At 60.8% G+C, this 25,560-nt stretch carries 25 protein-coding genes; 11 read left to right on the forward strand and 14 right to left on the reverse strand.

From position 1 onward, the window contains the following. The first annotated feature begins 38 nt into the window (after positions 1 to 38). The gene (locus ACR0J2_RS14315; protein WP_170614222.1) at positions 39 to 1,142 is read left to right on the forward strand and encodes a site-specific DNA-methyltransferase; all 1,104 of its coding nucleotides are present in this window, start codon (positions 39 to 41) and stop codon (positions 1,140 to 1,142) included. Between the two features lie 147 nt (positions 1,143 to 1,289). Continuing rightward, positions 1,290 to 2,666: an adenylate/guanylate cyclase domain-containing protein gene (locus ACR0J2_RS14320; RefSeq protein WP_170807291.1), complete on the forward strand. Its 1,377-nt coding sequence runs from the start codon at positions 1,290 to 1,292 to the stop codon at positions 2,664 to 2,666. Positions 2,667 to 2,751: 85 nt separating this feature from the next. On the opposite strand, the gene ACR0J2_RS14325 is transcribed toward ACR0J2_RS14320, so the two are convergent. Next, positions 2,752 to 3,888, reverse strand: a complete 1,137-nt coding sequence (locus ACR0J2_RS14325; RefSeq protein ID WP_480812980.1) for an alkane 1-monooxygenase — start codon at positions 3,886 to 3,888, stop codon at positions 2,752 to 2,754. Between the two features lie 59 nt (positions 3,889 to 3,947). Further along, the gene (gene mutY, locus ACR0J2_RS14330) at positions 3,948 to 5,003 is read right to left on the reverse strand and encodes an A/G-specific adenine glycosylase (RefSeq protein ID WP_480812981.1); all 1,056 of its coding nucleotides are present in this window, start codon (positions 5,001 to 5,003) and stop codon (positions 3,948 to 3,950) included. Between the two features lie 81 nt (positions 5,004 to 5,084). On the opposite strand from mutY, the gene ACR0J2_RS14335 reads away from it, so the two are divergent. From ACR0J2_RS14335 to ACR0J2_RS14345, 3 genes are read left to right on the forward strand one after another with little or no spacing between them, the layout of a single operon-like run. Beyond that, a complete protein-coding gene (locus tag ACR0J2_RS14335; protein ID WP_480812982.1) occupies positions 5,085 to 5,591 on the forward strand; it encodes a DUF721 domain-containing protein in 507 nt (168 codons plus the stop codon). A gap of 13 nt (positions 5,592 to 5,604) precedes the next feature. After that, positions 5,605 to 6,267, forward strand: coding sequence for a DsbA family protein (locus tag ACR0J2_RS14340; RefSeq protein ID WP_170614227.1), 663 nt, complete (start codon positions 5,605 to 5,607; stop codon positions 6,265 to 6,267). Then, entirely contained in the window at positions 6,267 to 7,379 is a 1,113-nt protein-coding gene (locus tag ACR0J2_RS14345; RefSeq protein ID WP_480812983.1) for a CaiB/BaiF CoA transferase family protein, read from the forward strand. Before ACR0J2_RS14340 ends, ACR0J2_RS14345 begins: the two co-directional genes overlap by 1 nt. On the opposite strand, the gene lpxK is transcribed toward ACR0J2_RS14345, so the two are convergent. From lpxK to ACR0J2_RS14370, 5 genes are all read right to left on the reverse strand, one after another. Beyond that, positions 7,380 to 8,378, reverse strand: coding sequence for a tetraacyldisaccharide 4'-kinase (lpxK, locus tag ACR0J2_RS14350; protein WP_480812984.1), 999 nt, complete (start codon positions 8,376 to 8,378; stop codon positions 7,380 to 7,382). Continuing rightward, complete coding sequence (locus tag ACR0J2_RS14355; protein WP_480812985.1) at positions 8,365 to 9,600, reverse strand: 3-deoxy-D-manno-octulosonic acid transferase; 1,236 nt, start codon at positions 9,598 to 9,600, stop codon at positions 8,365 to 8,367. Before ACR0J2_RS14355 ends, lpxK begins: the two co-directional genes overlap by 14 nt. Beyond that, the gene (locus ACR0J2_RS14360) at positions 9,597 to 10,397 is read right to left on the reverse strand and encodes a 3'(2'),5'-bisphosphate nucleotidase CysQ (RefSeq protein ID WP_480812986.1); all 801 of its coding nucleotides are present in this window, start codon (positions 10,395 to 10,397) and stop codon (positions 9,597 to 9,599) included. The genes ACR0J2_RS14355 and ACR0J2_RS14360 overlap by 4 nt, the downstream gene beginning before the upstream one ends. Further along, positions 10,384 to 11,730 carry a TldD/PmbA family protein gene (locus ACR0J2_RS14365; protein ID WP_480812987.1) on the reverse strand — a complete coding sequence of 449 codons (1,347 nt, stop codon included), beginning with the start codon at positions 11,728 to 11,730 and terminating at the stop codon, positions 10,384 to 10,386. Before ACR0J2_RS14365 ends, ACR0J2_RS14360 begins: the two co-directional genes overlap by 14 nt. A gap of 250 nt (positions 11,731 to 11,980) precedes the next feature. Next, positions 11,981 to 13,498 carry a DUF2125 domain-containing protein gene (locus tag ACR0J2_RS14370; RefSeq protein ID WP_480812988.1) on the reverse strand — a complete coding sequence of 506 codons (1,518 nt, stop codon included), beginning with the start codon at positions 13,496 to 13,498 and terminating at the stop codon, positions 11,981 to 11,983. A gap of 134 nt (positions 13,499 to 13,632) precedes the next feature. Between ACR0J2_RS14370 and ACR0J2_RS14375 the strand changes: the two genes are divergently transcribed. Genes ACR0J2_RS14375 through ACR0J2_RS14385 form a run of 3 tightly spaced genes read left to right on the forward strand, consistent with a single transcriptional unit; the run spans position 13,633 to position 15,721 of the window. Next, on the forward strand, positions 13,633 to 14,382 hold the full coding sequence (locus ACR0J2_RS14375) for an SDR family oxidoreductase (RefSeq protein ID WP_480813128.1): 750 nt from the start codon (positions 13,633 to 13,635) through the stop codon (positions 14,380 to 14,382). Then, entirely contained in the window at positions 14,379 to 14,987 is a 609-nt protein-coding gene (locus tag ACR0J2_RS14380; protein WP_480812989.1) for an enoyl-CoA hydratase/isomerase family protein, read from the forward strand. The genes ACR0J2_RS14375 and ACR0J2_RS14380 overlap by 4 nt, the downstream gene beginning before the upstream one ends. Further along, positions 14,984 to 15,721 (forward strand): VOC family protein, encoded by a 738-nt coding sequence (locus tag ACR0J2_RS14385; RefSeq protein ID WP_480812990.1) that lies wholly within the window; start codon positions 14,984 to 14,986, stop codon positions 15,719 to 15,721. Before ACR0J2_RS14380 ends, ACR0J2_RS14385 begins: the two co-directional genes overlap by 4 nt. Here ACR0J2_RS14385 and ACR0J2_RS14390 read toward each other — a convergent pair whose 3' ends face one another. Then, positions 15,722 to 16,018 carry an HNH endonuclease gene (locus ACR0J2_RS14390; protein ID WP_170679419.1) on the reverse strand — a complete coding sequence of 99 codons (297 nt, stop codon included), beginning with the start codon at positions 16,016 to 16,018 and terminating at the stop codon, positions 15,722 to 15,724. A 47-nt stretch (positions 16,019 to 16,065) separates the two neighbouring features. On the opposite strand from ACR0J2_RS14390, the gene ACR0J2_RS14395 reads away from it, so the two are divergent. Then, positions 16,066 to 17,250: a TIGR03862 family flavoprotein gene (locus ACR0J2_RS14395; protein ID WP_480813129.1), complete on the forward strand. Its 1,185-nt coding sequence runs from the start codon at positions 16,066 to 16,068 to the stop codon at positions 17,248 to 17,250. Between the two features lies 1 nt (position 17,251). Here the strand turns inward: ACR0J2_RS14395 and holA are convergent, their stop codons facing one another. The 4 genes from holA to ACR0J2_RS14415 all read right to left on the reverse strand — a co-directional run bounded on the left by holA (position 17,252) and on the right by ACR0J2_RS14415 (position 21,865). Further along, entirely contained in the window at positions 17,252 to 18,280 is a 1,029-nt protein-coding gene (gene holA, locus ACR0J2_RS14400; protein ID WP_480812991.1) for a DNA polymerase III subunit delta, read from the reverse strand. After that, positions 18,277 to 18,780, reverse strand: a complete 504-nt coding sequence (gene lptE / locus ACR0J2_RS14405) for an LPS assembly lipoprotein LptE (RefSeq protein ID WP_480812992.1) — start codon at positions 18,778 to 18,780, stop codon at positions 18,277 to 18,279. Before lptE ends, holA begins: the two co-directional genes overlap by 4 nt. Beyond that, entirely contained in the window at positions 18,767 to 21,304 is a 2,538-nt protein-coding gene (gene leuS, locus ACR0J2_RS14410; RefSeq protein WP_480812993.1) for a leucine--tRNA ligase, read from the reverse strand. Before leuS ends, lptE begins: the two co-directional genes overlap by 14 nt. 72 nt (positions 21,305 to 21,376) lie before the next feature. After that, positions 21,377 to 21,865 (reverse strand): DUF3576 domain-containing protein, encoded by a 489-nt coding sequence (locus tag ACR0J2_RS14415; protein WP_170614449.1) that lies wholly within the window; start codon positions 21,863 to 21,865, stop codon positions 21,377 to 21,379. 282 nt (positions 21,866 to 22,147) lie between these two features. Between ACR0J2_RS14415 and ACR0J2_RS14420 the strand changes: the two genes are divergently transcribed. Both ACR0J2_RS14420 and ACR0J2_RS14425 read left to right on the forward strand, forming a co-directional pair. Continuing rightward, entirely contained in the window at positions 22,148 to 23,212 is a 1,065-nt protein-coding gene (locus ACR0J2_RS14420; RefSeq protein WP_170614241.1) for a porin, read from the forward strand. Positions 23,213 to 23,316: 104 nt separating this feature from the next. Beyond that, positions 23,317 to 23,976, forward strand: a complete 660-nt coding sequence (locus tag ACR0J2_RS14425; protein WP_321249586.1) for a YggS family pyridoxal phosphate-dependent enzyme — start codon at positions 23,317 to 23,319, stop codon at positions 23,974 to 23,976. On the opposite strand, the gene ACR0J2_RS14430 is transcribed toward ACR0J2_RS14425, so the two are convergent. Together ACR0J2_RS14430 and ribA are read right to left on the reverse strand one after the other, a co-directional pair. Then, the gene (locus ACR0J2_RS14430) at positions 23,960 to 24,460 is read right to left on the reverse strand and encodes a L,D-transpeptidase family protein (protein ID WP_170619279.1); all 501 of its coding nucleotides are present in this window, start codon (positions 24,458 to 24,460) and stop codon (positions 23,960 to 23,962) included. The genes ACR0J2_RS14425 and ACR0J2_RS14430 overlap by 17 nt on opposite strands. Beyond that, the gene (gene ribA / locus ACR0J2_RS14435) at positions 24,457 to 25,551 is read right to left on the reverse strand and encodes a GTP cyclohydrolase II (RefSeq protein ID WP_170816959.1); all 1,095 of its coding nucleotides are present in this window, start codon (positions 25,549 to 25,551) and stop codon (positions 24,457 to 24,459) included. Before ribA ends, ACR0J2_RS14430 begins: the two co-directional genes overlap by 4 nt. Positions 25,552 to 25,560 lie beyond the last annotated feature (9 nt).

Here is a 25,560-nt window from a genome sequence, read left to right on the forward strand (position 1 = left end):
AAATGAGCGCAAAAGCGCCGTGGAACCGAGGCAGTGAAATGACCACAATCAAGACAAAGGGCGCGGCGGCGCTCCCTATAAACACGATTCTATCCGGCGACTGCATCGATGTGATGAACAGTCTGCCTGAGGCGTCGGTGGACCTGATCTTTGCAGACCCGCCATATAACCTGCAACTGAAAGGCCAGCTTCACCGCCCTGACAACAGCCAGGTGGATGCCGTCGACGATCATTGGGATCAGTTCTCCAGCTTTGGTGCCTACGACCAGTTCACGCGGGACTGGCTGAAGGCGGCGCATCGCCTGCTGAAGCCGAATGGCGCGATCTGGGTGATCGGCTCTTACCACAACATCTTCCGCGTGGGATCCGCCCTTCAGGATGCCGGGTACTGGATTCTGAATGACGTCGTGTGGCGTAAATCCAACCCGATGCCGAATTTCCGTGGCAAGCGGTTTACCAACGCACACGAGACGATGATTTGGGCGTCCAAGCGCGAAGGTGCGAAGTACACGTTCAACTACGAAGCTCTGAAGGCCCTGAACGAAGGCGTGCAGATGCGCAGTGACTGGGTGCTGCCGATCTGCACCGGGCACGAGCGTCTGAAGGATGAAAACGGTGACAAGGCGCATCCGACGCAAAAGCCGGAATCACTGCTGCACCGTGTTCTGATCGGCTCGACCAATCCCGGTGATGTCATTCTGGACCCGTTCTTTGGTACGGGCACGACCGGTGCTGTTGCCAAGATGCTGGGACGCGAGTTCATCGGGATCGAGCGCGAGGAAAGCTATCGCAAGGTTGCCGAGAAACGCATTGCCAAAGTGCGCAAGTTCGACCGTGAAGCGCTGGAGGTCAGCGCCAGCAAACGCGCCGAGCCGCGTGTGCCGTTCGGCCAGCTGGTCGAACGCGGTATGCTGCGCCCGGGCGAGGAGCTGTATTCGATGAACCAGCGCCACAAGGCCAAGGTTCGTGCGGACGGAACGCTGGTGGGCCAGAACGTCAAAGGCTCGATTCATCAGGTCGGTGCACATCTGGAAAATGCGCCGTCCTGCAACGGCTGGACCTACTGGTGCTTCAAGCGCGACGGCAAGACGGTGCCGATCGACGTGCTGCGCCAGCAGATTCGGGCCGAGATGCACAACTGAATTTACCAATACCGCCGGTGCCTGTGGCCTGACACAAGGCACTAAGCCTTGCCCCGCCGTTTTCGGCGGGGTCTTTTGTTTTGCGCCGCACGATGCTTGGATGGCAACAATTCCGGTTTCCAGCCGTGCAACAACGGAGCAGCAACCATGACGGACACCACGGCCAGCACATCCCGATTTGACCGTTTTTTCTTCACGAAACCGGACAGTTACGATCTGGACAACAAGTATACTCTGGCAGCGATGGAACAGCACAAGCGCGAGGGGCTGGAACTGGCAGTACGCGCGCGGTGGATCGCGATGGGATTGACGGGAGTTCTGCTGATCTTTCTGAACCCGCACCCTGAGGTTTTGTATTACCATTTCATTCTGCTGCTGATCTGCGCAAATGGCTGGCTGATCCGGCGTGCTGGACGAGTGGGGCAATCGCGAATCGAACTGCTGCTGATCTTTGTTGATCTGATGATTATGACCCTGGGGATGATCATCCCAAACCCGTTCAGCGACGATGTCCGACCATTGGCCATGCAGTACCGGTTCGATAACTTCCAGTATTTCTTCATTATTCTGGCTGCGGGTACGCTTGCCTATTCCTGGCGTACCGTTGTTGCGCTGGGCACCTGGACGGCGGCCATGTGGACAGTCGGCTGGATCATCGCCTGGTGGGTGGCAACGCCCATTCCAGGCATCAGCGAGCGGGTGGCAGAAGCCCTGAAAGGGTATCCGGATGTGGCCGAACTGCTTGATCCCAACAGCTTCATGGTGTCGCAGCGCGTACAGGAGGTGATTGTCTTTCTGATGGTCGCAGTGACCCTTGGCGTATCGATGCGGCGTCTCAACCGGCTACTGCTGAGCAATGCGGGGCTTGTGCGCGAGCGGGCCAATCTGTCGCGGTATTTCTCGCCAAATGTAGTCGACGAGTTGAGCCAGAATGACGAACCGCTCAAGCAAATCCGTAAGGAAAACATCGCTGTCCTGTTCATCGACATTGTCGGGTTCACCAAGTTTGCGGCCGGTCGTGATCCTTACGAGGTGATCGAAGTTCTGCGCGGGTTTCACGCGCGCATGGAGACCGAGGTGTTTCGGCATCACGGAACGCTGGACAAGTACCTTGGGGACGGGTTGATGGCCACGTTTGGTACCCCGGTGCCCACATCATTGGACGCTAGCAACGCGGTGGCCTGCGCCCGCGACATGGTGGGTGTGATTGATAGATGGAATCTGGAACGGCGGCGCGCGGGTGAGCCCGAGATCCATGTGGGGATCGGCGTTCACTATGGTTCGGTGGTGCTGGGAGATATCGGGGCGAACCGGCTGGAATTCGCGGTGATCGGAGACGCAGTCAATGTGGCGGCGAAACTTGAGGCGACGACCCGAACCCTGGGCGCGCGGGTTGTCCTGAGTGACGCGGTGTTCAGGCAGGCGAAGCAGGAAAACCAGCTCTCATCGCTGGATGGGTTCACAAAACGGGAAAACCAGGCCGTGCGCGGTGTTGAGACGCCCGTGGATGTCTGGGTACTTTGAGCAGCAAGCGCTCCCGCCGATTTATCCTGCATCGCAGATGCAATCCAAATCGTTGGGCCGGGCAGCACGCCGGGGCGTGCTGCGGTCAGGCTTTGGGCATCGGGTTCCGCGCCTTGTTGTAGGGGCCCCAATCCGTGATATCGGGGTAATATTGACGCCGCCATGCGCGAACCCGCGGGTTCATCACTTGCCGCCAGAATGGCGGGATCATCGCGGCAATGGTCATGACCGGATAGCCGTGTGGCAGTTGGGGGGCGGTGTCCTCGGAATGGTGTTGCAGAAGCGGGAAGCGGCGGTTCGGCTTGTAATGATGGTCCGAATGGCGTTGCAGGTTGATCAGCAGCCAGTTCGATGCCTTTTGCGATGCGTTCCACGAATGGTGCGGGTGGACGTGTTCGTATTTTCCGTCGCCCAGATGTTTCCGGGTCAGACCGTAATGTTCCACGTAGTTCACCAGTTCAAGCTGCCAGACCGCGACTCCGGCCTGCAGCAGGAACAGGCCTAGTCCGGACCAACCGCCCAATGCAATCGCCAGCAGCAGCATCCCTCCTTGCAGGGCCCAATACCGCCAGAACGGATTTGACCGGTCGGTCCAGGGCCGGTCCTTGCGGCCGAGTTTGGCCTTTTCCGCACGGAACGCCGAGACAAGACATTCGCGCAGGACACGGGGATAAAACCGGTGAAATCCTTCGTTGTAACGCGCCGTGACCGGATCGCGCGGCGTGCCCACGTAGCGGTGATGCACCAGCAGATGTTCAGAGCGGAAGTGGGAATACAGAACCATGGACAGCAGGATGTCTCCCAGCCAGCGCTCAAGCCGGCCTTTCTGATGCATCAGCTCGTGGCTGTAATTGATCCCGATTGTGCCCGAGAGCACACCCATGCCGAAGAAAAGGCCGATCTTCGCAGCCACGCTCAGGTGGTCCGTGTGCGTGGCGTACCAGATCAGGCCGAACAATGTCAGGAACTGCAGCGGGACCCAGATTTTAGTCAGCCAGATATACCAGCCAAGCATGGAATCGGGCGTATCCGGGTCGCCATTTTCAAGCTCCATCCCCGTCAAACGGTCAAGCAGGGCAAAGGTCCACCATGTCGACAACGGAACCAGCAGAACCCATGCGCCGCCCAGAACGGCCGTTACCCAGATCACGGGGATCAGAAGGATCGAAAGCCAAAAGGGCAGGGCCGAATGCCAGCGTGACAGGGTGTCTTGTGCGATCATGGTCGGGCTCCGCAAGTGTGGCCCGACACTAGCCGGGCATTGAGCTGTGATTCAACGGCTCAATGGTCGCGCCACAGATCGTAAGCCTTGCGCATGACGGTCGGCAGGTCACCGGGTCGGAATGCGTGTTTTTCAATGATGGTCAATCCCGCCGGGGCCGTGTTTTCAGGCAAGGGCGCCGCCCAGATGCGCAGCACCAGATGGAAATGGGTGAACGTGTGGCGCACTTCCGCTGGCAGGACCTGCCAGTTTCCCGCAAAAGGTGGCGATTCGATCGGCGTGTCGGACCAGTCCGAACCAGGCCAGCCCAGCATCCCCCCCAGCAATCCCTTGTCCGGTCGGCGTTCCAGCAGCATCGCACCATCCCCGCGCTGGGCAATATAGACATGCCCGTATCGTGTGGGTTTCGGCATTTTGGCCGTCTTCCGGGGCAATTCCGCCTGCGTGCCCGCTACGCGGGACTGGCAGGGCGCGCGCAGGGGGCAAATGCCACAGGTCGGAGATTTCGGGGTGCAGATCGTCGCGCCAAGATCCATGACCGCCTGAGCATAATCGCCGGACCGTTCCAGCGGCGTCAGGCCGGCCGCCTTGTCCTTCAACTGTGGTTTCGAACCAGGCAGGGGATCGTGAATGTCGTAAAGCCGGGACATGACCCGTTCGACGTTGCCGTCCAGAACCGTTTCAGGGCGGTCGAAGGCGATGGAGGAAATGGCGGCAGCGGTATAGGGACCGATACCCGGCAGTTTCAACAAGCCGTCATATGTGTCGGGGAACTGGCCCGCATGCACATCAGTCACGATGCGCGCGCATTTCAGCAGGTTGCGGGCGCGGGCGTAGTAACCCAGACCGGCCCATTCCCCCATGACCTGATCGTCAGGTGCCGCTGCCAAGGCGTCAACGGACGGCCAGCGCGCGGTGAAGCGCAGGAAATAGTCCCGCACGGCGGCAACGGTGGTCTGTTGCAACATCACCTCGGACAGCCAGACATGGTAGGGGTCGGGGCGGACCCCGGCAGCCCGGTCCGCGGGGCCGACACGCCACGGCATTTTGCGTGCGTGACGGTCGTACCAGTCCAGCAACGTCGTGCTGACGTTAATTTCAGTGATGTCACGCAAGTTTTATGCCTCTCCCTGTCGGGTTTCGCTGGCGCCCGTTGTTCTGCCCATTACAATAGCCGCGCAGGAGTTGGAAACCAGATGCGACCGAGACGTTCGACCACCCGCGGGTTCAAACGGACCGCAACATTGCTGAACAATCAGATCCGTCAGGCCGGTGAAAGCCGGGGGTTTGCCGTATCGCGTCTGCTGACCCACTGGGCCGAGATCGTGGGGCAGGACATTGCGGCCATCGCGCGGCCCGTCAAGGTTGGGTACGGCAAAAGTGGGATAGGGGCGACGCTGACCCTGCTGACCACCGGCCCGCAGGCGCCGATGCTGGAAATGCAGAAAGAACAGCTGCGCGGCAAGGTGAATGCGGTTTATGGCTATAACGCGATCAGTCGCGTGCACATCACGCAGACCGCTCCGACAGGATTTGCCGAGGGGCAGGCCAGTTTCGACCACAAGCCGAAGCCGGCGAAACCCGAAATCAAACCCGAAATCGCTGCCGAGGCAGACAAAGTGTCGCGTGACGTAAACGATGGTGATTTGCGCGCGGCCCTTGAACGCCTGGGCCGCAACGTTTTATCCAGACAAAAACGCTGAGAAAGGGCTGAGAATGAGCCGTATTGCAACCGTAATCTGCGCGGCGGTCGCCGTAGCCGCTGGCGGCTATTGGCTGTCGCTGTCAAATTCCACCCCCGCCAACCCGCTGATCAGCAGCGCCGAGGCGCAGGAAGCCGACCTGGACACCTCGACCATTAAAGAAATGGTGCAGGGGGCCGCAGATGCTCCGGTCGAGATCATCGAATATGCATCCTACACCTGTCCGCATTGCGCGAATTTTCACACCGGGCCGTACAAGCAGCTCAAAAAGGAATTCATCGACACAGGCAAGGTGAAGTTCATCTACCGCGAGGTTTATTTTGATCGCTACGGTCTGTGGGCGTCGCTGGTGTCCCGTTGCGGCGGACCGGAAAAGTTCTTTGGCATCACGGATCTGATCTATGAAGGCCAGTCCGAGTGGTCCCGCGCGGGTGGTCCCGCCGAAATCGTTGACGAGCTGCGCAAGATCGGTCGTCTGGCCGGTATCGGCAACGATGAGCTTGAGGCCTGCCTGCAGGACGGAACGCGCGCACAGACGCTGGTGGCCTGGTATCAGGAAAACGCCGAGCGCGACGGCATCACCGCGACACCGTCATTTGTCGTTAACGGCAAAAAGGTCTCGAACCAGTCTTACGAAGAGTTCAAACAACTGATCGAAGACGAGTTGGGCAACTGATGGCGGCCCCGCTGGCCGGTCTGAAGGTTGTCGAACTGGCACGAGTTCTGGCTGGCCCCTGGGCCGGTCAGACCTTTGCGGACCTTGGGGCCGAGGTCATCAAGGTCGAATCTCCGGACGGGGATGATACCCGCGCCTGGGGACCACCCTTTGTAACGCGGGATGACGATGTATCGGCGGCGTATTTTCACGCGACCAATCGGGGCAAGGCGTCTGTCACGGCGGATTTCAGAACCCCCGAGGGTCAGGAAAAGGTGCGCGCGCTGATAGCGGATGCAGACGTCCTGATCGAAAACTTCAAAGTCGGCGGCCTGAAGAAATACGGGCTGGACTATGACAGCGTTAAACAGATCAATCCGCGTCTGGTCTATTGCTCGATCACCGGGTTCGGTCAAACCGGTCCCTACGCCAACCGGGCCGGGTACGATTTCATCATTCAGGGCATGTCCGGACTGATGTCCATTACCGGTGAGGCGGACGGGCAGCCGCAAAAGGCGGGCGTTGCGACAACGGACGTGTTCACAGGGGTATATGCAGTCGCGGGCGTACTGGCCGCTTTGTATCAGCGCCAGACAACAGGCCGTGGGCAACATGTGGACATGGCGCTGCTGGATGTCGCTGTGGCTGTCACCGCCAATCAGGCGCTGAACTACCTGACAACCGGTGTTGCACCTTTGCGGATGGGCAACGCGCACCCCAACCTGGTTCCGTACCAGGTGTTCGACTGTGCCGACGGCCATATTGTCATCGCCACCGGCAATGACCGTCAGTACCAAAGCCTGTGCCAAATCCTGGGGCTGGCAGAACTGGCCACCGCGCCGGATTTTCTGCACAACAAGGACAGGCTGGCCAACCGTCGAATTCTGATCGCCCGTCTGAATGGCGCAACGGCGCAGCGCAACAAGGCTGAGCTGCTGGCAGCCTGCGAAGCCGGGGGCGTTCCCGCTGGTCCAATCAATACGATGGACGAGGTGATGGCGGACCCACAGGTCATTGCGCGTGGAATGCAGATTGAACTGGACGGTGTGCCGGGCGTGCGCACGCCATTTGTGTTTTCCGATGCCGAGCTTGCCCTGACCCGCCCTTCGCCGAAGCTGGGCGAGGATAACTGATCAGGGCGACGGAGCCGCTTTCAGCACCATGTCCCGGATCAGATCGATTTGGTCCACCTGGAGACGGACAGGCAGGGTGATAACCTTGCTACGAAACGCGGGCGGCAGGCGCACGGCGTCTTTTTCGGTTGTGACCATCTGTGCGCCCAGCAGGCGGGCTTCGTTTTCCAGACGGGTCATCAGGGCGGGTGTCAGAGGCTGGTGATCATCCAGTGCCTCGGCCCGAAGCAGGCGCGCGCCCTGCTGGCGCAGGGTCCGAAAAAACTTCTCCGGATGCCCGATGCCGGCGAATGCCAGAACCGGGGCGTTGTCCCACTCCATGCCTGTTTGCAGCGGTTCAACCGCGCCGGTGGCATGCGGCACGTTCAGACGTTTGCCCCACTGCGCGGAAAATGTGCTCTGTGCGTCGGAATCGCCAAGTGACAGAACCAGGTCCGCGCGCTGCAGACCGGCGTCGACGGGTTCGCGCAGGGGGCCGGCCGGCAGGCACAAACCGTTTCCGAACCCGCGTGCAGCATCCACTACGATGACCGAGAAATCCTTGGCAACGGACGGATTCTGAAAACCATCATCCAGAATGATCGCGGTGGCGCCTGCATCGGCCGCCGCTTGTGCACCAGCTGCCCGGTCCTTGGCCACCCAAACTTCGGCAAAGGCCGCCAGCAACAAAGGCTCGTCTCCGACCTGTGCGGCGGTATGTTTGCCCGGATCAACACGCACGGGCCCATCCAGCGAGCCGCCATGGCCGCGCGAAACCACATGCGGTTCGTGCCAGGCGTTGCGCAATTGTTCGATCATCCAGATCACGGTGGGCGTCTTGCCAGTGCCGCCCGCATTCAGGTTGCCGATACAGATGACCGGAACGCCCGGCCTGATCCCCGGTTCCGAGGCGACACGCCGAGCGGTCGCCGCCGCATAGAGCCGCCCCAGCGGCGCCAGCAACCGGGCACGCAATGCGGGACGGTTGGGCGGGGAATTCCAGAACTCAGGCGCTCGCATGCTGTGTCCTCCGGAGGTCCAGCAGGTCCTGAACCATGTCGATCAGCCGATCTGCCTGTGGGGCGCCCTCGGTCACGATCTGCCATCCGGCCAGGGCCATATCGGCCGCGCGGTCCGGTGCCAGCAATTCCTCGACCGCGTCGCCAAGTTCGGTTGCGGTTCTGACTGTGCGGGCGGCATCCACCATGTCCAGGCGGTCATAGAGCTCCTGATGGCGGTGGACGAACGGCCCATGAATAACCGCCGATCCAAGAGCCACCGCTTCAAGCGGATCATGACCGCCCATGCCTCTCTCCAGCGAACTGCCTGCGAATGTCACGGCGGAAACCCGTTGCCACAGGCCCAGATCCTCGCGCTCGGCGGACAGGATCACCTGTGTTGTGTCTTCGATCGGTTCGCCTTCGTCCCAGTTGACACAGCGCAGGTCCATGGCCGCAAGCCGCCGGTGCAGGGGGGGCGCTTCGGACGCGTCCGCCACATGCAGAACCAGCGCCAGCCTGGGCAGCATCCGCAACGCCTGCCGGTGCGCGCTGAGCACCGAGATGAATTCCTTGTCCTGCACGCATGAGGCAAGCCAGACAGGCCGACCGGCCAGCACGTGATTGGTCTCGATCAACTCGTCTTCGGGCCATGGGCGCGGGTTGGGGCTGATGTGCAGCGGCGGAGATTCCGTGACCTTGGCCGAATGTATGCCCAGCCGCCGGATCTGACGGGCGGCTTCAGGCGTGGTCGTGAGAATCGTGTGAAAACAGTCGAACGTGTATCGGGCAAGGTCGGGCAGCCATCTGGCCCCCCGCGGAATCACGACATCGACTTGAGCTTCGACCAGGATCAGCGGAATGCCGTTTTCTTCCGCTTGGGTGATCAGGTTGGGAACAAGCCCGCCGCCAACCCAAACACCAATGTCCGGTCGCCAGTGTTCCAGAAATCCGCGAACCGCGCCGGTTTGCTCGGCCGGAAGGGAAACAACCGGAAAGGTGCTATCCGCCCAAAGCGCCAGATCGGCGCCGAAAGGGGCGGTAATCAGCACCGACAGGTCAGGACGCGACCGCGTCAGCCTGTGGCAAAACTCATCCACAACGCGCAAGCGCAGGTGGCTGTTGACGTGAACCCAAAGCAATTCGCCGTCCGGGCGCGCCTGCTGCTGTTGCCCTCCGGTTTTGGGCACGCCCCAGGACAGTACCCGATAGGCCGCAAGGCTGAAGGACCTGGGCTTGCTCATACCGTCAGCCCATGCCCGTCCGGGTCAAGCTGTTCGCACAGCAACCTGTAGGTTTCGGCACCCGCCGCGATCACACCGTTCAGGCGCGGTTGGGGGTTGTTGAAGCGCAACGGCTGTCCTTGCCGGTTCGAGCAGATGCCACCGGCTTCGCGGATGATCAGATCACCGGCTGCAATATCCCATTCCCAACTGGGCCTTAAGGTCAGCATCCCGTCAAACCGCCCCTGCGCCACTGCGGCCATGCGATAGGCCAGGGATGGGCGGTAGTTGCGTTTGAAATCGGGCACCTGCCCGTGCTTCCAGTGAACGGGCTTCAGGTTAGGTTTGGCAGCCAGAATTTCGGCGTCATGCAGGCGGTTTGTCTGCGTGGTATGAATCCGCTCACCGTTCAGTGTTGCGCCCTGTTCAGCCGCTGCCGCATACAGGAGGTTTCGCATCGGCAGATAGATCACCGCCGCCGTCACCTTGCCCTGATCCGCGACCGCCAGGGAATGTGCCCAGGTTCGCGACCCTTCGGCAAAGCTGCGGGTTCCGTCGATCGGATCGATGATGAATGTCCTGCGGCGTGACAGCCGGTCGGGTGAATCTTCGGTCTCTTCGCTCAGCCAGCCATAACCGGGGCGTGCCGAAGGCAACATCTGTTCGAGCATCGCGTTGACGGCCAGATCCGCCTCGGTCACCGGGCCGGTGCCATCGGGTTTGTCCCAGCGCTGCGCATCTGCCCCCGAGTATCGGGTGGCGATCTTGCCAGCCTCCCGGGCGGCCTCGATCAGCAGGGGCAGGTCAGTTGCCGGCAAGTGTCATTCCCTCAATCAGCAGCGATGGGACAACCCGTGACAGATAGGGGCGCGCGTCATTTGCCGGGACGATCCGTTTCAGCATGTCGCGCAGATTGCCCGCAATCGTGCATTCGTTGACCGGGTGGGTAATCTGCCCGTTCTCGACCCAGAACCCGGATGCGCCACGGGAATAGTCGCCGGTGTTGGGGTTGATGGTCGACCCGATCATCGATGTCACAAGCAGCCCGTTGCCCATGTCGCGCAACAGGTCCTCGCGGCTTTGGTCGCACTGCGTCAGGCTCAGGTTCCAGTTGCTGGGCGAGGGTGGTCCGGACACGCCGCGTGCGGCGTTGCCGGTGGACAGCATTTCAAGTTTGCGGGCACTGGACAGATCGAGGGTCCAGCCGGTCAGAACACCGTTTTCGACTATCGCCCGGCGGCTGGTCGGCAGTCCTTCGGCGTCAAACGGGCGTGATCCCGAGATGCGCGGGCGGTGCGGATCTTCGATCAGCGACAGATGATCGGGCAGGACCTGCTGGCCCAAACAATCGGTCAACCATGACGCCCCGCGCGCGATTGCAGACCCGTTGGCGGCCGCCAGAAGATGGCCGATCAGCGAGGATGAGATGCGCTCGTCAAACAGGACCGGGAAACTTCCGGTTGCCGGTTTGCGGGCTCCAACCTGCTGGACGGCGCGTTCACCCGCAGTGCACCCGATCTCTTCCGGGCTGCGAAGATCGCTTTGGAAGGTGCGGCTGTCGCCGTCGTAGTCACGTTCCATCCCGGTGCCTTCGCCCGATATTGCGACACAGGATGTCGATCGGCTGCTGCGCAGATACCCCCCGGAAAATCCGTTCGTGGCCGCAAGATGCACCCTGTGTGTGCCATACGCAGCAGCGGCGTCTGACACTTGTGAGACGCCGGTCACGGCCAGTGCAGCAGCTTCGGCCGCCAGTGCGTCCTGCAGCAGGTCTTCGGCCGCGGGCTCGGGGGTTGGGTCGAACATTTCAAGCGAAGGCATGTCCCGTTCGGTGGCCAGCTGGTCGGGATCGGCCAAACCGGTGAACGGGTCTTCGGGGGCTTCACGCGCCATCGCCACGGCGCGTTCGGCCATCGCGCTCAGCGTTTCGGGGCGGCTGTCAGAGCTTGAGACAATCGCCTGACGTTTGCCAAGAAACACGCGCAGACCCAGATCGGTTCCTTCCGAGCGTTCGGCATGTTCCAGAGCACCCTCACGCACTTCGACCGACACCGAGGAGCCGTCAATCACGATCGCATCTGCGGATTCTGCCCCGGCCTTGCGCGCAGCATCAAGCAGGTGATGGCTGATCTCTTCGGGTGTTCGGGTCATGACGCCTCCGCTCTGATTATTACTGGACCTAGCCTTGGACTGCGCGCCCCGCAAGTCCTGCGGCCGGATTGAGCGTGACGAAGCACCGGATCAGTCTGAGTTTGGGGTATTGGTGGGATGTGTGTCCGGTTCGGCAGGGTGGGACGGCACTGTTGTGTTCGCTTTACCCGAGCTGCCGGGGGTCACGGTATTTGCTGAAGTGCGAGGCTGGCACCACAGGCCTTTCAGACCCGTGGTGCCAGTGGCTGGCTTATTTGATGCGCTGGCCGTTCGCCAGAATCTGACCGTCTTCGGTGAACTTGATGGTCGAGTTCAGCGTGTCCGGCGCGTCACCCGGTACGGCCATCAGCCCCATCATCATCCGGGCACCCAGCGCGTCGTTGTCCGAAATCACTCCCATGCCGATCAGCTTGTCGATCAGGGCGTTCGCCCCGACAAGCTGCAGATTCGCTTCGCCGGCGGGAACCGGCATGCCGCCAGGTTGCTGGGTGTTGGTATTGTCGAACGTGAAGTCACCGTCACCGGTCAGGCGGGCACCCACCAGTGAAACCAGAAGCTCGGTGATTTTCAGCGAGTGCAACTCGCCCGGTGCTTCGCCGGTCAGATCTTCTGCCACTTCGGGATCGAAGATATTCATCAGCACCTTGGCCGTTCCGGTGCTATTCAGCGCGATGGTCGCCGGGTCGCGGGGCAGCGCGCCTGCAGGGTCGAAGATTCCCCACAATACATCGGACATGGTGAAGTCGGTCAGGTTCAACCCAAAGGCAAAGGGCTGGATCTCTTCCGATTGCTGAACTGGCAGCTCGAATTTCAGCCCGGCATTGGTCATCGCGATTTCGATCGGGAACGGCAAATCGGCGGTGGTGACGGCCAGCCTGGTGCTGTTTTGGTTGATGTCGTAGGCAATCCGCTGTGCGTCGAGGCTGGCGCCGAACTGGCCGCCTTCGGACTGGCTGCTCATGGAAAAGGCTTCGCCCTTGCTTGTACCGGCGATATTGGTCTGGCCAGATGCATAGGTGAACCTGCCCGAAAAGGCGAAACCGGCCTCGTACAGCGCCGCCGGGTCCGACATGTTGAAGTCGGCCGGTATCACGCTGTCGCTGTCCATGACAAGCTGGTCCAGCTTTCCGTCGATTTTGCCGGTTTCACCGCTTTCGGGATCGTCAAAGGCAAGCCCGTACGTCAGGGCGGTCACTGCAAAGGATTGTTTGATGTCGCGCCCGTCGCGGATTCGCATCTGCGAACTGCCGGTCAGGCCTGTCATCGTCATGCTGGCGTCCAGAATTTCCCGGGGTACTGGCTGGCCGTCAACCTGAATGCTGTCCAGCGAAACCGCCATGGAATTGGCCGTGTAGGTATAGGTCATGTCGTCCGGGGTGCCGGAAACAACCATATCCAACCCATCCAGGGCGTAGACAACATCGGCAGAGAATTCCTCGCCTTCGGCATTGCCGGTGACGCTCATGGGAAAGGAGTCGGGAAAGCCAATGCTGACGGTCCCATCGCCGTTGTCGCCCAGCGTCATTTCCGGGACCTTGATCACGAACTGCCCTTCTTCTTCGGGCAAGGCCATTGCAAGCGTCATGTCCGAGATGGTGGTTACGGCACCGGACACCGACTGTTCGCCGTTTACGGTATAACCCATTTGCGTGAAGTAAGCCTGCCAGTCGGCCCAGACGTCGCTGGCTGTTACGTCGGCCAGCGCCCCCTGGCTGACAACGGCATAAGCCAGAACAGCGCCGCAACTGCGGCGAAGGAAATGCGACATAGGATTACCCTTCTCGATGAATTTTTGCGCATATCGTCGTGCCTGCGGCGGCGGGCGTCAAGGGGGCAGGGCTGGACCAATTCCCCTTGCGCGCGTTACAGAGTCCCCAGACATGATTTCAATGGGGGCAGAGTATTCCGATGCAAGGGAAAACTGTACTGATAACCGGCGCCAGCCGGGGTATCGGCGCCGAAGCGGGGCGCGTATTTGCCGCAGCCGGCGCCAATGTTGCATTGGTGGCGCGCAGTCGCGACCAGATCGAGGCTTTGGCCTCGGCGCTGGGTGACAACGCCATCGCGCTTAGCTGCGATGTCAGCGACTTTGCGCAGGTGGAACAGGTCGTGGCCGATTGCGTGGACCGGTTTGGCGGCCTGGATGTTCTGATCGGCAATGCCGGTGTCATTGAGCCGATCTTTCATCTGTCCAATGCCGATCCCGAGGCCTGGAGCCAGGCGATCGATATCAACCTCAAGGGTGTGTTCTACGGGATGCGCGCGGCGTTGCCCATTATGCGCGCGGCGGGCGGTGGTACGGTTCTGACAATATCCTCGGGCGCGGCTTCCAACCCGGTCGAAGCCTGGAGCCATTACTGCGCGTCCAAGGCCGGAGCCAAGATGATGACCGAGTGCCTGCATCTGGAAGAGGCCCATCACGGTATTCGCGCGATGGGGCTGTCGCCGGGAACGGTTGCGACGGACATGCAGCGGGTGATCAAGGCCAGTGGTATCAACGCCGTCAGTCAGCTGGACTGGAGCGACCATATTCCGGCCGACTGGCCTGCACGGGCCCTGTTGTGGATGTGCACGCCGGGCGCGGATGAGTTTCTTGGGACGGAAATCTCGCTCAGGCAGGAAGACATCCGCAAAAGGGTCGGGCTGACGTGATTGAACTGGATAAGGCCGACGGGTTGTGGACCGTCACCATCAACAACCCCGGCAAGGCCAATGCGCTGACCGGGGACATGCTGGCGCGTCTGGCCGAGATCGCCGAAAGTGCAACACAGGCCCGCGCATTGATCCTGACCGGTGCCGGCAAGGTGTTCAGCGCGGGCGCGGATCTGGACGAGGCCCGGGCGGGCCTGGCAACTTCGGACGTGTGGGAACGCCTTTCGGGCGCCATTGCCGCATTGCCCTGCCTGACCATCGCCGCGCTGAACGGAACTCTGGCCGGGGGCGCGAACGGTATGGCCCTGGCTTGCGATATCCGCATCGCAGTGCCGACGGCGAAGGTCTTTTATCCGGTCATGAAGCTGGGCTTTCTGCCACAGCCATCCGATGCCAAACGCATGACGGCGTTGATCGGACCTGCGCGGACAAGGCTGATCCTGATGTGTGGTCAGAAAATTTTCGCGCAAGAGGCTTATGCTTTTGGTCTGGTCGACAGGATCGTCGAGCCGGATCATCTGATGACCACTGCCCGTGATCTGGCAGCCGACAGCCTTGCGGCCAATCCCGAAATCGCCGCCGGGATCGCAAGGATGTGCCGATGAGGTTGTCCGCCCTGCGCCTGCGTGTTGACGACCCGGATGCTCTTGCGGGGTTTTACCGCGATGCGTTTGGAATGGCCGTGCGGTGGGAAGGTCCGAACCGGCGGGTCGGTTATGCAGGTCAGGATGCGGATCTGTTGCTTATGCCCGGAGGAGGTGGCTATCGGCACGACCGGGGTCAGCGATACTGGAAGATCGGGATCACTGTGCCCGACGTTGATCTGGCCGCCGCCCATCTGCGCCGAATGGGCGTCGATGTCAATGTGGCAAGGCAGTTCCTGGATATCGGATATATGGCACATCTGAGCGATCCGGACGGCTTTGTCATCGAATTGCTGCAGCATGATTTTGACGGCAACCGCCCGGACGGGGCCGCCGATCCAGAGGACCCCTTTGCGCGGGCCCGTATCGGACAGGTAACGCTGCGAACGGGTGATATTGCGTCCGAAGACCAATTCTGCCGGGGTCAGGGCATGCGGTTGTTGTCGATGCAGGATGTCGCGCTTTATGGATTTGATCTGCACTTTTACGCCTTTACGAAAGACGTGCCGCCAAGTGGTGATCTTTGGGCCGTCCAGAACCGCGAATGGCTTTGGAAACGCCCCTATACAACGTTGGAGTTTCAGCATGCCCCGGATGCGCAATTCTCGCCGGTTCCGGATTACCGGGGGCTGGAAATAGAAGGGCTGAGTGCTGCGGTCAGCGATGCCGCCGGGGATCGATGGTTGCCTGCATAGTCAGCGCCCGCGCCGCTTGCCCGGAACCCTGGAACGGAAGCCGGGCGGTCGCTTTCGCACCCAGATCAGAAACTTCTCAAGCCGGGGATGTGCGCGCAGGGCTTCGACCGTACTGTAACTGCGCGCGAGTTCGGCTTCGGTCAGCGTGGCGTGAACTTCTTTGTGGCAGATCTGGTGCAGCAAAACGGTGGGTCCTCCCTTGCCACCTTTGAGTTTTGGGATCAGATGGTGCACGCTGCCGCTCCCTTCCGGGATCGGGCGGTCGCAAAGCGGGCAGATCGGATCGGTTGTCAACATGGTATGGCAGAGTCGCGCCGTCCGAAGCACATGACAAGAGGGCAATGATGGCGCAGGCTGTGGTGATCGGAGCAGGTCCGGCGGGTCTGATGGCGGCAGAGCAACTGGCCCGTGCCGGCCATGACGTGCTGGTGCTTGAGGCCAAACCATCCGTTGCGCGCAAATTCCTGATGGCAGGCAAGTCCGGATTGAACCTGACCAAGGATGAGCCCTTTGACACACTGATCCGGTCCTATGGCAGCGCGGCTGACTGGTTGCGCCCGATGATCGCGGAGTTCGATGCGCACGCCGCGCAGGAATGGGCGCGCGATCTGGGGCAAGAAGTGTTTACCGGCTCGACTGGTCGCGTGTTTCCGAAGGCGATGAAAGCATCGCCCTTGTTGCGGTCCTGGCTAAGGCGATTGGATCCGTCCGGGGTGCAGATCAGAACGCGCTGGCGCTGGCTTGGTTGGGAAGGACAAAAACTACTGTTTGAGACACCCGGTGGTCGTCAAAGCCTGTCCAGTGACGCCACGGTGCTGGCACTGGGCGGGGCCAGTTGGGCGCGACTGGGATCGGACGGTGCCTGGGCGACGCATCTTGCGCAGAAAGGCGTGCCTCTGGCCCCGTTCGCCCCATCGAACTCGGCCCTTTCGGTTTCCTGGAGCCCGCATATGCAGCCGCATTTCGGCGCGCCGCTTAAATCAGTTGAATGGCGCGCCGGTGATCTGCGGTCTCGGGGAGAGGCGACCCTTTCGGCGACGGGGCTGGAAGGGGGCGGGTTGTATGCCTTGACCCCGGCGTTGCGCGACGGCGCGGAATTGCAGGTCGATCTCTTGCCCGATCTGGCAGAGGATGTGCTGCACCGCCGGTTCTCGGACAAAAAAACCAAGACGACGCTGTCTCAGTGGTTGAAAAAGAGTTTGCGATTGCCGCCGCAGAAAGTCGCATTGTTTCACGAAATGACGGCGGGGCAGTCACTTACGCCAAAACAGACTATCAAAATGCTCAAGGCTTTGCCCGTGCGTGGCGCGGAATTGCGCCCGATGGACGAGGCGATCTCGACCGCAGGTGGTGTTGTCCGCGCGGCTTTGGACGACGGGTTGATGCTCAGCGCCATGCCCGGCGTGTTCTGTGCGGGCGAAATGCTGGACTGGGAGGCTCCGACCGGCGGGTATCTGTTGACTGCATGTCTGGCGACCGGGCGATGGGCAGGCAGATCGGCGACGGAATGGCTGGAACGGGCAGGGTGAACTAGCGCGACCGTGCCAGCATGGCCAGACGGATCATTGCCCGTTCGACCAGTGCCAGCGCGGGTGCGGTCTGACCGGCTGATCGCAGGGAAAGGTCCGTATCGGTCAGCACCGTCAGCGCGGTTTGCAGTTTTTGCGCACCCCAACCCTGTGCCTGCCGCAAAATCCGGTCGCGGCGCTTGCCGTAAACAGGCGGGCGCAGCTTGCCGATACCCTGCGCTGCACCGCCCGGATCTGAAGCGCAGGCATAAAGCGTGCGAAAATGCCGTGTTGCCCCGATGCACAAGGTGACTGCGTTTGTGCCCTGCGCCTGCAAACGGCGGAGCAATGGCCCGATTTCGTCCGTTCGTCCTTCGGCAACCACATTCAGGACATCGTCCAACGCCGCTTCGGTCGAGCGCGGCGCGCAGGATTCGACATCTTCGATGGTCAGTTCAGAAGGGTCGCCGCGCTTGTATAATGAAATCTTTTCAACGGTCTGGGTGAAATCCCCCGGGCTGAGCGCAACCGCCAGTTCGGCCAGCGCCGACATCGTGTCGCGGGGGATGTTCTGAAGACCTGCTTCGGACAGAATCCGTTCAACCTCGGCCCGGGAAGGCGGATCGTCGTAGATACCCACGGCATAGGCCGCCGGATGGGTTTCGAACGCCTTGCGAATTTTCGAACTTGGTTTGAGCTGACCGGCGGTCACAACGATCTGCGCGTCGCCAAGCGCCCAGTCTTCCAGCGCTGACAGAATCGCAGGCGCTGCGGTCTCCGTTGCATCCTCGACAAACGCGGCCCGGGGGCCGGGAAAAAACCCAACCGCCTTGATGGCATCCAGCAGCAAGGCCGGATCGGCGCGCAATTCCGATCCCGGGATCCGGGTCAGCCGCATCTCTTCCTCGGCGGCCGGGCCCAGAAGGGCCGCCAGAACCTGCTGCCGTTTTAGCGCAACACGCATAGCATCCGCGCCATAGATCAGCAGCCCGGCCTTGTCCGCGTCGGGCCTGGTAAAATACCCCTCGGCCTCGCGCGGGCTGAGCTTCATGTGGCCGGACCTGTGGTGGCGTACAGGCGATTGACGATCTGATCCGAAAGCATCACCATCAGACGTTCCTTGGCCGCGCGTTCCCCGGCCAGGGTCGAGACGGTTGAACCGGCAGCCGAATAGGCCACGAAATTGGTCTCTGAACCTGATGCAACCACCTGCCCTGTGGCTTTCGACACAAGCGTAAAGTTGGCCCGGCCATTAATGGTCAGGCGGTTGATTTCGTTGGTCGTTGTGATGGCCGCAGCCAGAGTCGTGGTCGCGACCTGAACATTCAGGTCGTAATCCTCAACCTGTTCCGCGCTGCGCCCCAGACGCTGTTCTAGGTTCTGAACCAACAGATAGCTGTCGACGTCATTCGGGGCAGACACGACAACCTTCCCGTACAGCGCTTCGCCTGTACCGCCGGGGGCATAAACCGGCTGGAAGCCGCAAGCGGCAACAATCAGAGAAGCTGCAAGCGGCAGCATCCGCCACGATTTGAGATCAAACAACGACATTCACGATCCGGCCCGGCACTACGATCACTTTCTTCGGCGCTGCACCGTTCAGCGCCTTTTGCACAGCTTCGGTGCTGAGCGCGACTTTTTCAACCTCGTCCTTCGCCAAATCCTTGGACACGCTGATTTCCGCGCGGCGCTTGCCGTTGATCTGAATCGGCAACGTGACCGTGTCGTCGATCAGCATCGTCTCATCTGCGACGGGCCATGGGGCGACCGCCACCAGACCTTCTCCGCCCTGATGCGCCCAGATATCTTCGGCCAGATGCGGTGTCATCGGCGACATAAGCTGTGCCAGCGTTTTGATTGCCTGCTTCTGGGCCGAAGCCCCTGCCTTGGATTTGGCCAGCGTGTTTGTGAAGGCATAAAGCTTGGCGATGGCCGCGTTGAAGCCGAAGCTTTCGACACCCAGCGACACATCGCGGATGGTTTTATGCATCTCGCGCAGCAGGTCCTCATCACCTTCGCCTTTTGCGTCCGGGTCCATCGCACCGATCTTGTCGCAAAGGTTCCACACGCGATTGAGATGCTTGTAGGCCGCTTCGGCCCCGGCCGCGGTCCATTCCACATCCCGTTCAGGCGGCGAATCGGACAGCACGAACCAGCGGGCTGTGTCAGCACCGAAGGCAGAAATGATGCTGACCGGATCGACCACGTTTTTCTTGGATTTCGACATCTTGGCCGAGGGGATGATTTCAACTGCGGTGCCATCTGCCAGTTTGCCGTCGGTCACATCCTCGGGCAGGTGATAGATCGGGCGGCCGTTGGTATCACGGGTCTGGTAGATTTCGTGTGTCACCATGCCTTGGGTGAATAGCGCATCAAACGGCTCGATGGCTTTTTTTGGCAAGTGGCCTGTGATGTTCATCGCCCGTGCGAAGAATCGGGAATAGAGCAGGTGGAGAATCGCATGCTCGATACCGCCGATATACTGATCGACATTCATCCAGTATTCGGCTTCCGCCATATCCGTTGGCGTTTCTGCACGCGGGGCGGTGAAACGGGCGAAATACCACGACGAATCGACAAAGGTGTCCATCGTGTCGGTCTCGCGTTTTGCCGGGGATCCGCATTTCGGGCAGGCGCAGTCACGCCAGGTCGGGTGACGGTCCAGCGGGTTGCCAGGTTTGTCGAACGTGATATCGTCAGGCAGGCGGACCGGCAGGTTTTCTTTTTTCTCCGGTACCACGCCGCAGCTGTCACAATGAACAACGGGAATCGGGCAGCCCCAATAGCGCTGGCGGCTCAAACCCCAGTCGCGCAGGCGGTATTTGGTGACGCCTTCGCCCCAACCGGCCTTTTCGGCAAAATCGACGGTGGCGTCGATCGCCTCGTCACCCGTCGCCTCGGTCAGGCCCGCGAAGTGATTCACCCAGCGAACTTTTTCGGTCTTGGGCGGGACAAAAGCGATCTTGTCGACCGGCGTGTTGTTATCCAGTGCAAAGAAGGTGTCCACCACGGGCAGGCCATATTTGCGGCAGAAATCGAGGTCGCGCTGGTCATGCGCCGGGCAGGCAAAGATCGCGCCGGTGCCGTAATCCATCAGGATGAAGTTGGCGATCCAGACCGGCAGTTCCCAGTTCGGGTCCAGCGGGTGTTTGACGCGAATGCCAGTGTCATAACCCAGCTTCTCGGCGGTCTCAATCGCCTCTTCGGTCGTGCCGCCTTTGCGGCATTCGGCAACAAATTCAGCAACTTCGGGGCTTTCAATCTCAAGCTGCTTGGCAATCGGGTGGTCTGGTGAGATGCCGACAAAGGACGCGCCCAGCAGCGTATCGGGGCGAGTCGTGTAGACGGTGATCGGCTCGCCGCCATCTGTACGTTCAAAGCCGAATTGCAGGCCGCGCGACTTGCCAATCCAGTTTTCCTGCATCAGGCGCACCTTGGCGGGCCAGTTCTCCAGTGTGTCCAGCGCGTCGAGCAGTTCCTCGGAATAGTCCGATATCTTGAAGAACCACTGGGTCAGTTCGCGACGTTCCACCAACGCTCCGGACCGCCAACCGCGCCCGTTTTCCACCTGTTCGTTGGCCAGAACTGTCATGTCGACCGGGTCCCAGTTCACCACGGCGTTTTTGCGATACACCAGCCCGGCTTCGAGCATGTCCAGGAACAAGGCCTGCTGCTGGCCGTAATATTCGGGGTCACAGGTTGCGAACTCACGAGACCAGTCGATCGACAGACCCAAGGGCTTCATCTGCCCGCGCATGTCGGCGATGTTTCCGTAAGTCCAGTCTTTCGGGTGGCCACCAATCGCCATCGCAGCGTTTTCCGCCGGCATCCCGAACGCATCCCAGCCCATCGGGTGCAGCACGTTGTGGCCGGTCGCCAGCTTGTGCCGGGCGATCACGTCGCCCATCGTGTAGTTGCGCACATGCCCCATATGGATTCGGCCTGACGGGTAGGGGAACATCTCAAGCACGTAGTATTTCGGCTTGTCCGCCTTGTGGTCGGCGGTGAAGATCCCGGCCCTGTCCCAGGCCTCCTGCCATTTTGCTTCGATTTCGTTGGCCGAGTAGCGCGACATGGTGCGGTCCTTCGTGAATGAAAACGCCGGGCATGAACCCGGCGTGGTAATATTGCGATTTGCGGCGGGTGGCTAGAACTTGTTGTCCGCAATGCGTAGCTGGCGTGCGCGGGACAGGATCGCATCCTCGACCGCGCGGGTGGTTGCGGCACTGACCGGAGCACCGCCACTGGTTTGCAGCGAGACAGTCAACGAGCGCGCCGCCAGCGCCGGGTCACTGATATGGACCGTCGCCCGGTACGAGCGCCCGCCACCCGGCGGCTTGCCATAGCCGGTCACGATCACACCGGTAAACGGGTCAACTTCCTGTACTGGAAGGAAATTCAGCACATCCAGCGAAGCGCGCCACAAATAGCGGTTCACATTTGTGACCTGCTCGGAGTTGTTCGGTCCGAAGACATCCCAGATCGTTGTACGGCCCGGATCGCTGAGTTCGCGTTCGTCTGTCGAAGAGCCATCGACAGTCAACGAGCGTGCATCCCCCGGCAATGGCTGGCTGCGCCCGCAGGCGGCGACAGCGGCGGTCAGTATTATCAAACCCAGAATCGTTTTCAGGCGCATCGTCGACAGGTCCTGCTTCATTGGTTTTGCGTTGTTGGTTGATACTCCTAGACAAGGCGCAGTGCAGCAACAAGCCTATTCTTTTCTTATATTGGCGCAGAATGCGGGTTCCGGGGGTGGAAATCGACTGTGGCATCCTTGCACCAATCCGGGGCCAATGCAGGCGACGCAATTAAGGTAAGCTTGCGCGAAGGGGGCAAAAAGAGCGAAACGGTGTCCGTGCTGAGACATGTGCTGAGGCATATGTCGAGTAGAAAAACTTTTGAAACCGAGGGAAACAAGATGAAAAAAGTTCTCTTCGCATCGACCGCTCTGATTGCAACCGCAAGCGTTGCAGCGGCTGATGTTCGCTTCAGCGGTTACGGCCGTTTTGGTATCGGCTACCAGGAAGACCGTAGCTTCTCGACCTCCGCCGTTGTCCGCTCCGTGACAGCCGGTGGTGCTGTCACCACCACAACCCTGACTGCATCGGTTCAGGGCTCGGACACCATCCTGGTATCGCGCTTCCGTCTGAACATCGACGCAAACGTTGAAACCGACGGTGGCGTAGAGTTCTCGGGTCGTGTTCGTCTGCAGGCTGACGAAAACGCGGCAACCGGCGAAGCCAACTCGGCTGGCCTGAACGGCGCACGTTTCTCGGTCATCTACGGTGGTCTGCGTGTTGACGCCGGCAACGTATCGGGTTCGTTCGACAACTTGGCAAACTACTACGGTAACGAGCCTGGCCTGGAATCGTTCATCGGTCAGTACTCGGGCGTTGACTACAGCTTCCTGTCGTACTCCTCGACCGGTTCGGGCGCAAACGCTGTGTTCTTCCAGTACGCAGTTGGTGATTTCGCCTTCGGCGCGTCGTACGACCAGGTTGACACTGTGACCACCACAATCGGTACCGTCGCAGGTGGCCCGGCTCTGACAACCGTCACCGGTTCCGGCGACCGTTGGGACGTCAGCGCGACCTACAGCTTCGGCAACATCACTGCCGCTGTTGCTTACGGTCAGACCGACGTTTCGGGCGGTGGCAGCAAGCCTAGCCTGGCTGTTCTGACCCTGGGTGGCGAATGGGGCGACTTCTCGGGCACCCTGTTTGTTGCTGACGATAAAACCCGCGTAAGCGGCACCGACGGCACCGCATACGGTCTGTCGCTGGCCTATAACGTTGGCGCAGCAACCACCATCACCGCAGCATACGGTGACGGTTCGGCAAGCAACGACACCCGTCAGTATGGTATCGGCGCTATCTACGACCTGGGCGGCGGTGCATCGCTGCGCGGTGGTGTAGGCAGCTCGAAGCCGGGCGGCGGAAGCAGCACCATCCGTGCTGACTTCGGTGCTCAGTTCAACTTCTAAGTTGATCTGAAACCGCAAGGTTTGAGGGCAGGTCGAAAGACCTGCCCTTTTCTTTTGTGCCGACTTGGTGTTTGTCTGCGCAGGTAGGCAGATTGAGGAACCCCATGTCGCTGCAGGAAATCACCGACCGTATCGCCAAGGCGGAAATTGCCAATGGACGGCCCGCCGGCGCGGTAAAGCTGATCGCCGTTTCCAAGGTTCAGCCCGATGAACGGGTTCAGGCGGTGCTGGATCAGGGCCATCGGTGTTTCGGTGAAAACCGGGTGCAGGAAGCAGCAGGAAAATGGCCCGCCTTCAAAGAGCGGTACGATGGCATTGACCTGCATCTGATCGGCCCGCTGCAAACCAACAAAGCACGTCAGGCGATGGAACTGTGCAACGCGATCCACTCGGTTGACCGCCCCAAACTTGCCAAGACACTGGCGCGTCTGGCGCAGGAACTGGGCCATTGCCCTGACCTTTTCATTCAGGTGAATACCGGGGAAGAGGAGCAGAAGGCCGGAATCATGCCTTCAGATGCGGATGCGTTTGTTGCCGAATGCCGTGACCTCGACCTGCCAATTCAGGGATTGATGTGCATTCCTCCGATAGAGGAGGAGCCTTCGCTGCACTTCGCCCTGCTGGCAAAGATCGCAGCACGAAACGGTTTGTCCGGGTTGTCCATGGGCATGAGCGGGGATTTCGAGAAAGCCATCGCGCTGGGTGCAACGCATGTTCGCGTCGGTTCGGCAATTTTTGGCGAGCGGGTCAGGCCGCAGGGATAATCAATCGCGTGCCTTGGGCGACACGCCTGGCAATCCATTTCAGATGGTCCCGGCGAAAGGCCACGCAGCCTTCGGTGGGAAACCCCTGTCGCCGCCATTGATGAATAAAGATGGCCGAGCCGCGCCCTGGAATCGCGTCGGGCCAGTTCCAGTCAACGACGAGCACAAGATCGTACAAAGGGTCTGATCTGCGCAGTTTCTCGTGGCTGTGGGCGTAGGGCGCCCGTACCAGATGGTTATAACCCGCATCCTGCATGTCGTCAGACCAAAGATCCCCCGGACCGATCGGACGCGCCCATGGCACGGGCCGACAGATGCGGTCCGGCCGGTACAGCATGGCCACAATCCGGTGCGTTCCAACCGGTGTTGCGCCGTCGCCTTCGCGCTTGTCCGCGCTGATCCCGCCTTTCCCGATGGTGCAGGGGAAGACCCGGCCCAGAAACCGGACACCGCGCGGCGTCAGCACAAGATCAATTGGTGTCACAGCAGATGGCCTGACTTTGCCGCCTTGGTCGCCAGATATCCCCGATTATGCGCCGTTTCACCAACCTGCAGCGGTACCCGTTCGGTTACGGCGATTCCTGTTTTCTCCATCATCGCAATCTTTGCCGGGTTGTTGGTCAGCAGGCGGACTGCATTGAAACCAAGGGATTTCAGGATATCCGACCCCAGGCGAAAATCCCTCTCGTCATCTTCAAACCCGAGGCGGTGATTGGCCTCGACCGTGTCAAACCCTTGATCCTGCAGGAAATATGCGCGCATCTTGTTGGCCAGCCCGATGCCGCGACCCTCCTGATTGAGATACAGCAGGACGCCGGCACCTTCCGTGCCCATCTGGGCCAGGGCCCCGCGAAGCTGCGGGCCGCAGTCGCATTTCAGGCTGCCCAACAGATCGCCTGTAAAACAGGCCGAGTGCAATCTGGCCAGAACCGGCTTGCTCCGATCCGGGCGTCCGATCTCGATGGCGTAGTGTTCTTCTCCGCCGTCTTCGGGGCGAAAAATGTGCAACCGGCCTGCCTCGGACACTTCCATTGGCAGGCGCGCTGCAACGACTTCGTGCAAGGCGCTGCGGTCGGCCAGATGAGGTGCCGCGCGCGTATGATCAATGCAGGTCAGTCCATGCGCTGCCGCAAAGGCGCGGCCGTCTTCAATTGCGGTGACAACAGCGGAAGGCAATAGGCGGGCGGATTTCGTCAGTGCAATCGCGATCCGGTGCAGATTGGCATGTCCCTGACGCTCGGACATCAGGGGGCCTTTCATCGGTGCGTTCAGATCGTCTGACGGATCGGCGACGGCCTGCACCCATCCAATATCCGCATCCGCCGGAAGGATCACGCGCGCCAGATCGCCGTCATAGGCCCGCGCCTTGAGCGTTTCCGCCCGCCGTCCGGTGATCGTGACAACCGGGTCGCTTCCAAGACCCCTGAGATCGGCAAGCCTTTGCGCGCTGAGTGTTTCCGACGCCAGAGCCAACACGCTAAGCCCGCCGTCATCTGTCAGGACCACAGGCAGGCCCATGCGCAGATCTGCCCGCGCCCGTGCCAGCAATTCCGAGATGTCTGGAATGAGACTCATCCGTGTTAT

It is taken from the genome of Ruegeria sp. CG4, assembly GCF_056537185.1.

What these genes read in the sequence shown, in the direction of transcription:
- leuS (WP_480812993.1), bottom strand. Translation starts at nt 21,304, where the DNA reads ATGTCGCGCTACTCGGCCAACGAAATCGAAGCAAAATGGCAGGAGGCC.
- ACR0J2_RS14320 (WP_170807291.1), top strand. Translation starts at nt 1,290, where the DNA reads ATGACGGACACCACGGCCAGCACATCCCGATTTGACCGTTTTTTCTTC.
- lptE (WP_480812992.1), bottom strand. Translation starts at nt 18,780, where the DNA reads ATGTCGTTGTTTGATCTCAAATCGTGGCGGATGCTGCCGCTTGCAGCT.
- holA (WP_480812991.1), bottom strand. Translation starts at nt 18,280, where the DNA reads ATGAAGCTCAGCCCGCGCGAGGCCGAGGGGTATTTTACCAGGCCCGAC.
- ACR0J2_RS14340 (WP_170614227.1), top strand. Translation starts at nt 5,605, where the DNA reads ATGAGCCGTATTGCAACCGTAATCTGCGCGGCGGTCGCCGTAGCCGCT.
- ACR0J2_RS14335 (WP_480812982.1), top strand. Translation starts at nt 5,085, where the DNA reads ATGCGACCGAGACGTTCGACCACCCGCGGGTTCAAACGGACCGCAACA.
- ACR0J2_RS14395 (WP_480813129.1), top strand. Translation starts at nt 16,066, where the DNA reads ATGGCGCAGGCTGTGGTGATCGGAGCAGGTCCGGCGGGTCTGATGGCG.
- ACR0J2_RS14325 (WP_480812980.1), bottom strand. Translation starts at nt 3,888, where the DNA reads ATGATCGCACAAGACACCCTGTCACGCTGGCATTCGGCCCTGCCCTTT.
- ACR0J2_RS14315 (WP_170614222.1), top strand. Translation starts at nt 39, where the DNA reads ATGACCACAATCAAGACAAAGGGCGCGGCGGCGCTCCCTATAAACACG.
- ACR0J2_RS14345 (WP_480812983.1), top strand. Translation starts at nt 6,267, where the DNA reads ATGGCGGCCCCGCTGGCCGGTCTGAAGGTTGTCGAACTGGCACGAGTT.
- lpxK (WP_480812984.1), bottom strand. Translation starts at nt 8,378, where the DNA reads ATGCGAGCGCCTGAGTTCTGGAATTCCCCGCCCAACCGTCCCGCATTG.
- ACR0J2_RS14370 (WP_480812988.1), bottom strand. Translation starts at nt 13,498, where the DNA reads ATGTCGCATTTCCTTCGCCGCAGTTGCGGCGCTGTTCTGGCTTATGCC.
- ACR0J2_RS14420 (WP_170614241.1), top strand. Translation starts at nt 22,148, where the DNA reads ATGAAAAAAGTTCTCTTCGCATCGACCGCTCTGATTGCAACCGCAAGC.
- ACR0J2_RS14365 (WP_480812987.1), bottom strand. Translation starts at nt 11,730, where the DNA reads ATGACCCGAACACCCGAAGAGATCAGCCATCACCTGCTTGATGCTGCG.
- ACR0J2_RS14415 (WP_170614449.1), bottom strand. Translation starts at nt 21,865, where the DNA reads ATGCGCCTGAAAACGATTCTGGGTTTGATAATACTGACCGCCGCTGTC.
- ACR0J2_RS14385 (WP_480812990.1), top strand. Translation starts at nt 14,984, where the DNA reads ATGAGGTTGTCCGCCCTGCGCCTGCGTGTTGACGACCCGGATGCTCTT.
- ribA (WP_170816959.1), bottom strand. Translation starts at nt 25,551, where the DNA reads ATGAGTCTCATTCCAGACATCTCGGAATTGCTGGCACGGGCGCGGGCA.
- ACR0J2_RS14390 (WP_170679419.1), bottom strand. Translation starts at nt 16,018, where the DNA reads ATGTTGACAACCGATCCGATCTGCCCGCTTTGCGACCGCCCGATCCCG.
- ACR0J2_RS14425 (WP_321249586.1), top strand. Translation starts at nt 23,317, where the DNA reads ATGTCGCTGCAGGAAATCACCGACCGTATCGCCAAGGCGGAAATTGCC.
- ACR0J2_RS14355 (WP_480812985.1), bottom strand. Translation starts at nt 9,600, where the DNA reads ATGAGCAAGCCCAGGTCCTTCAGCCTTGCGGCCTATCGGGTACTGTCC.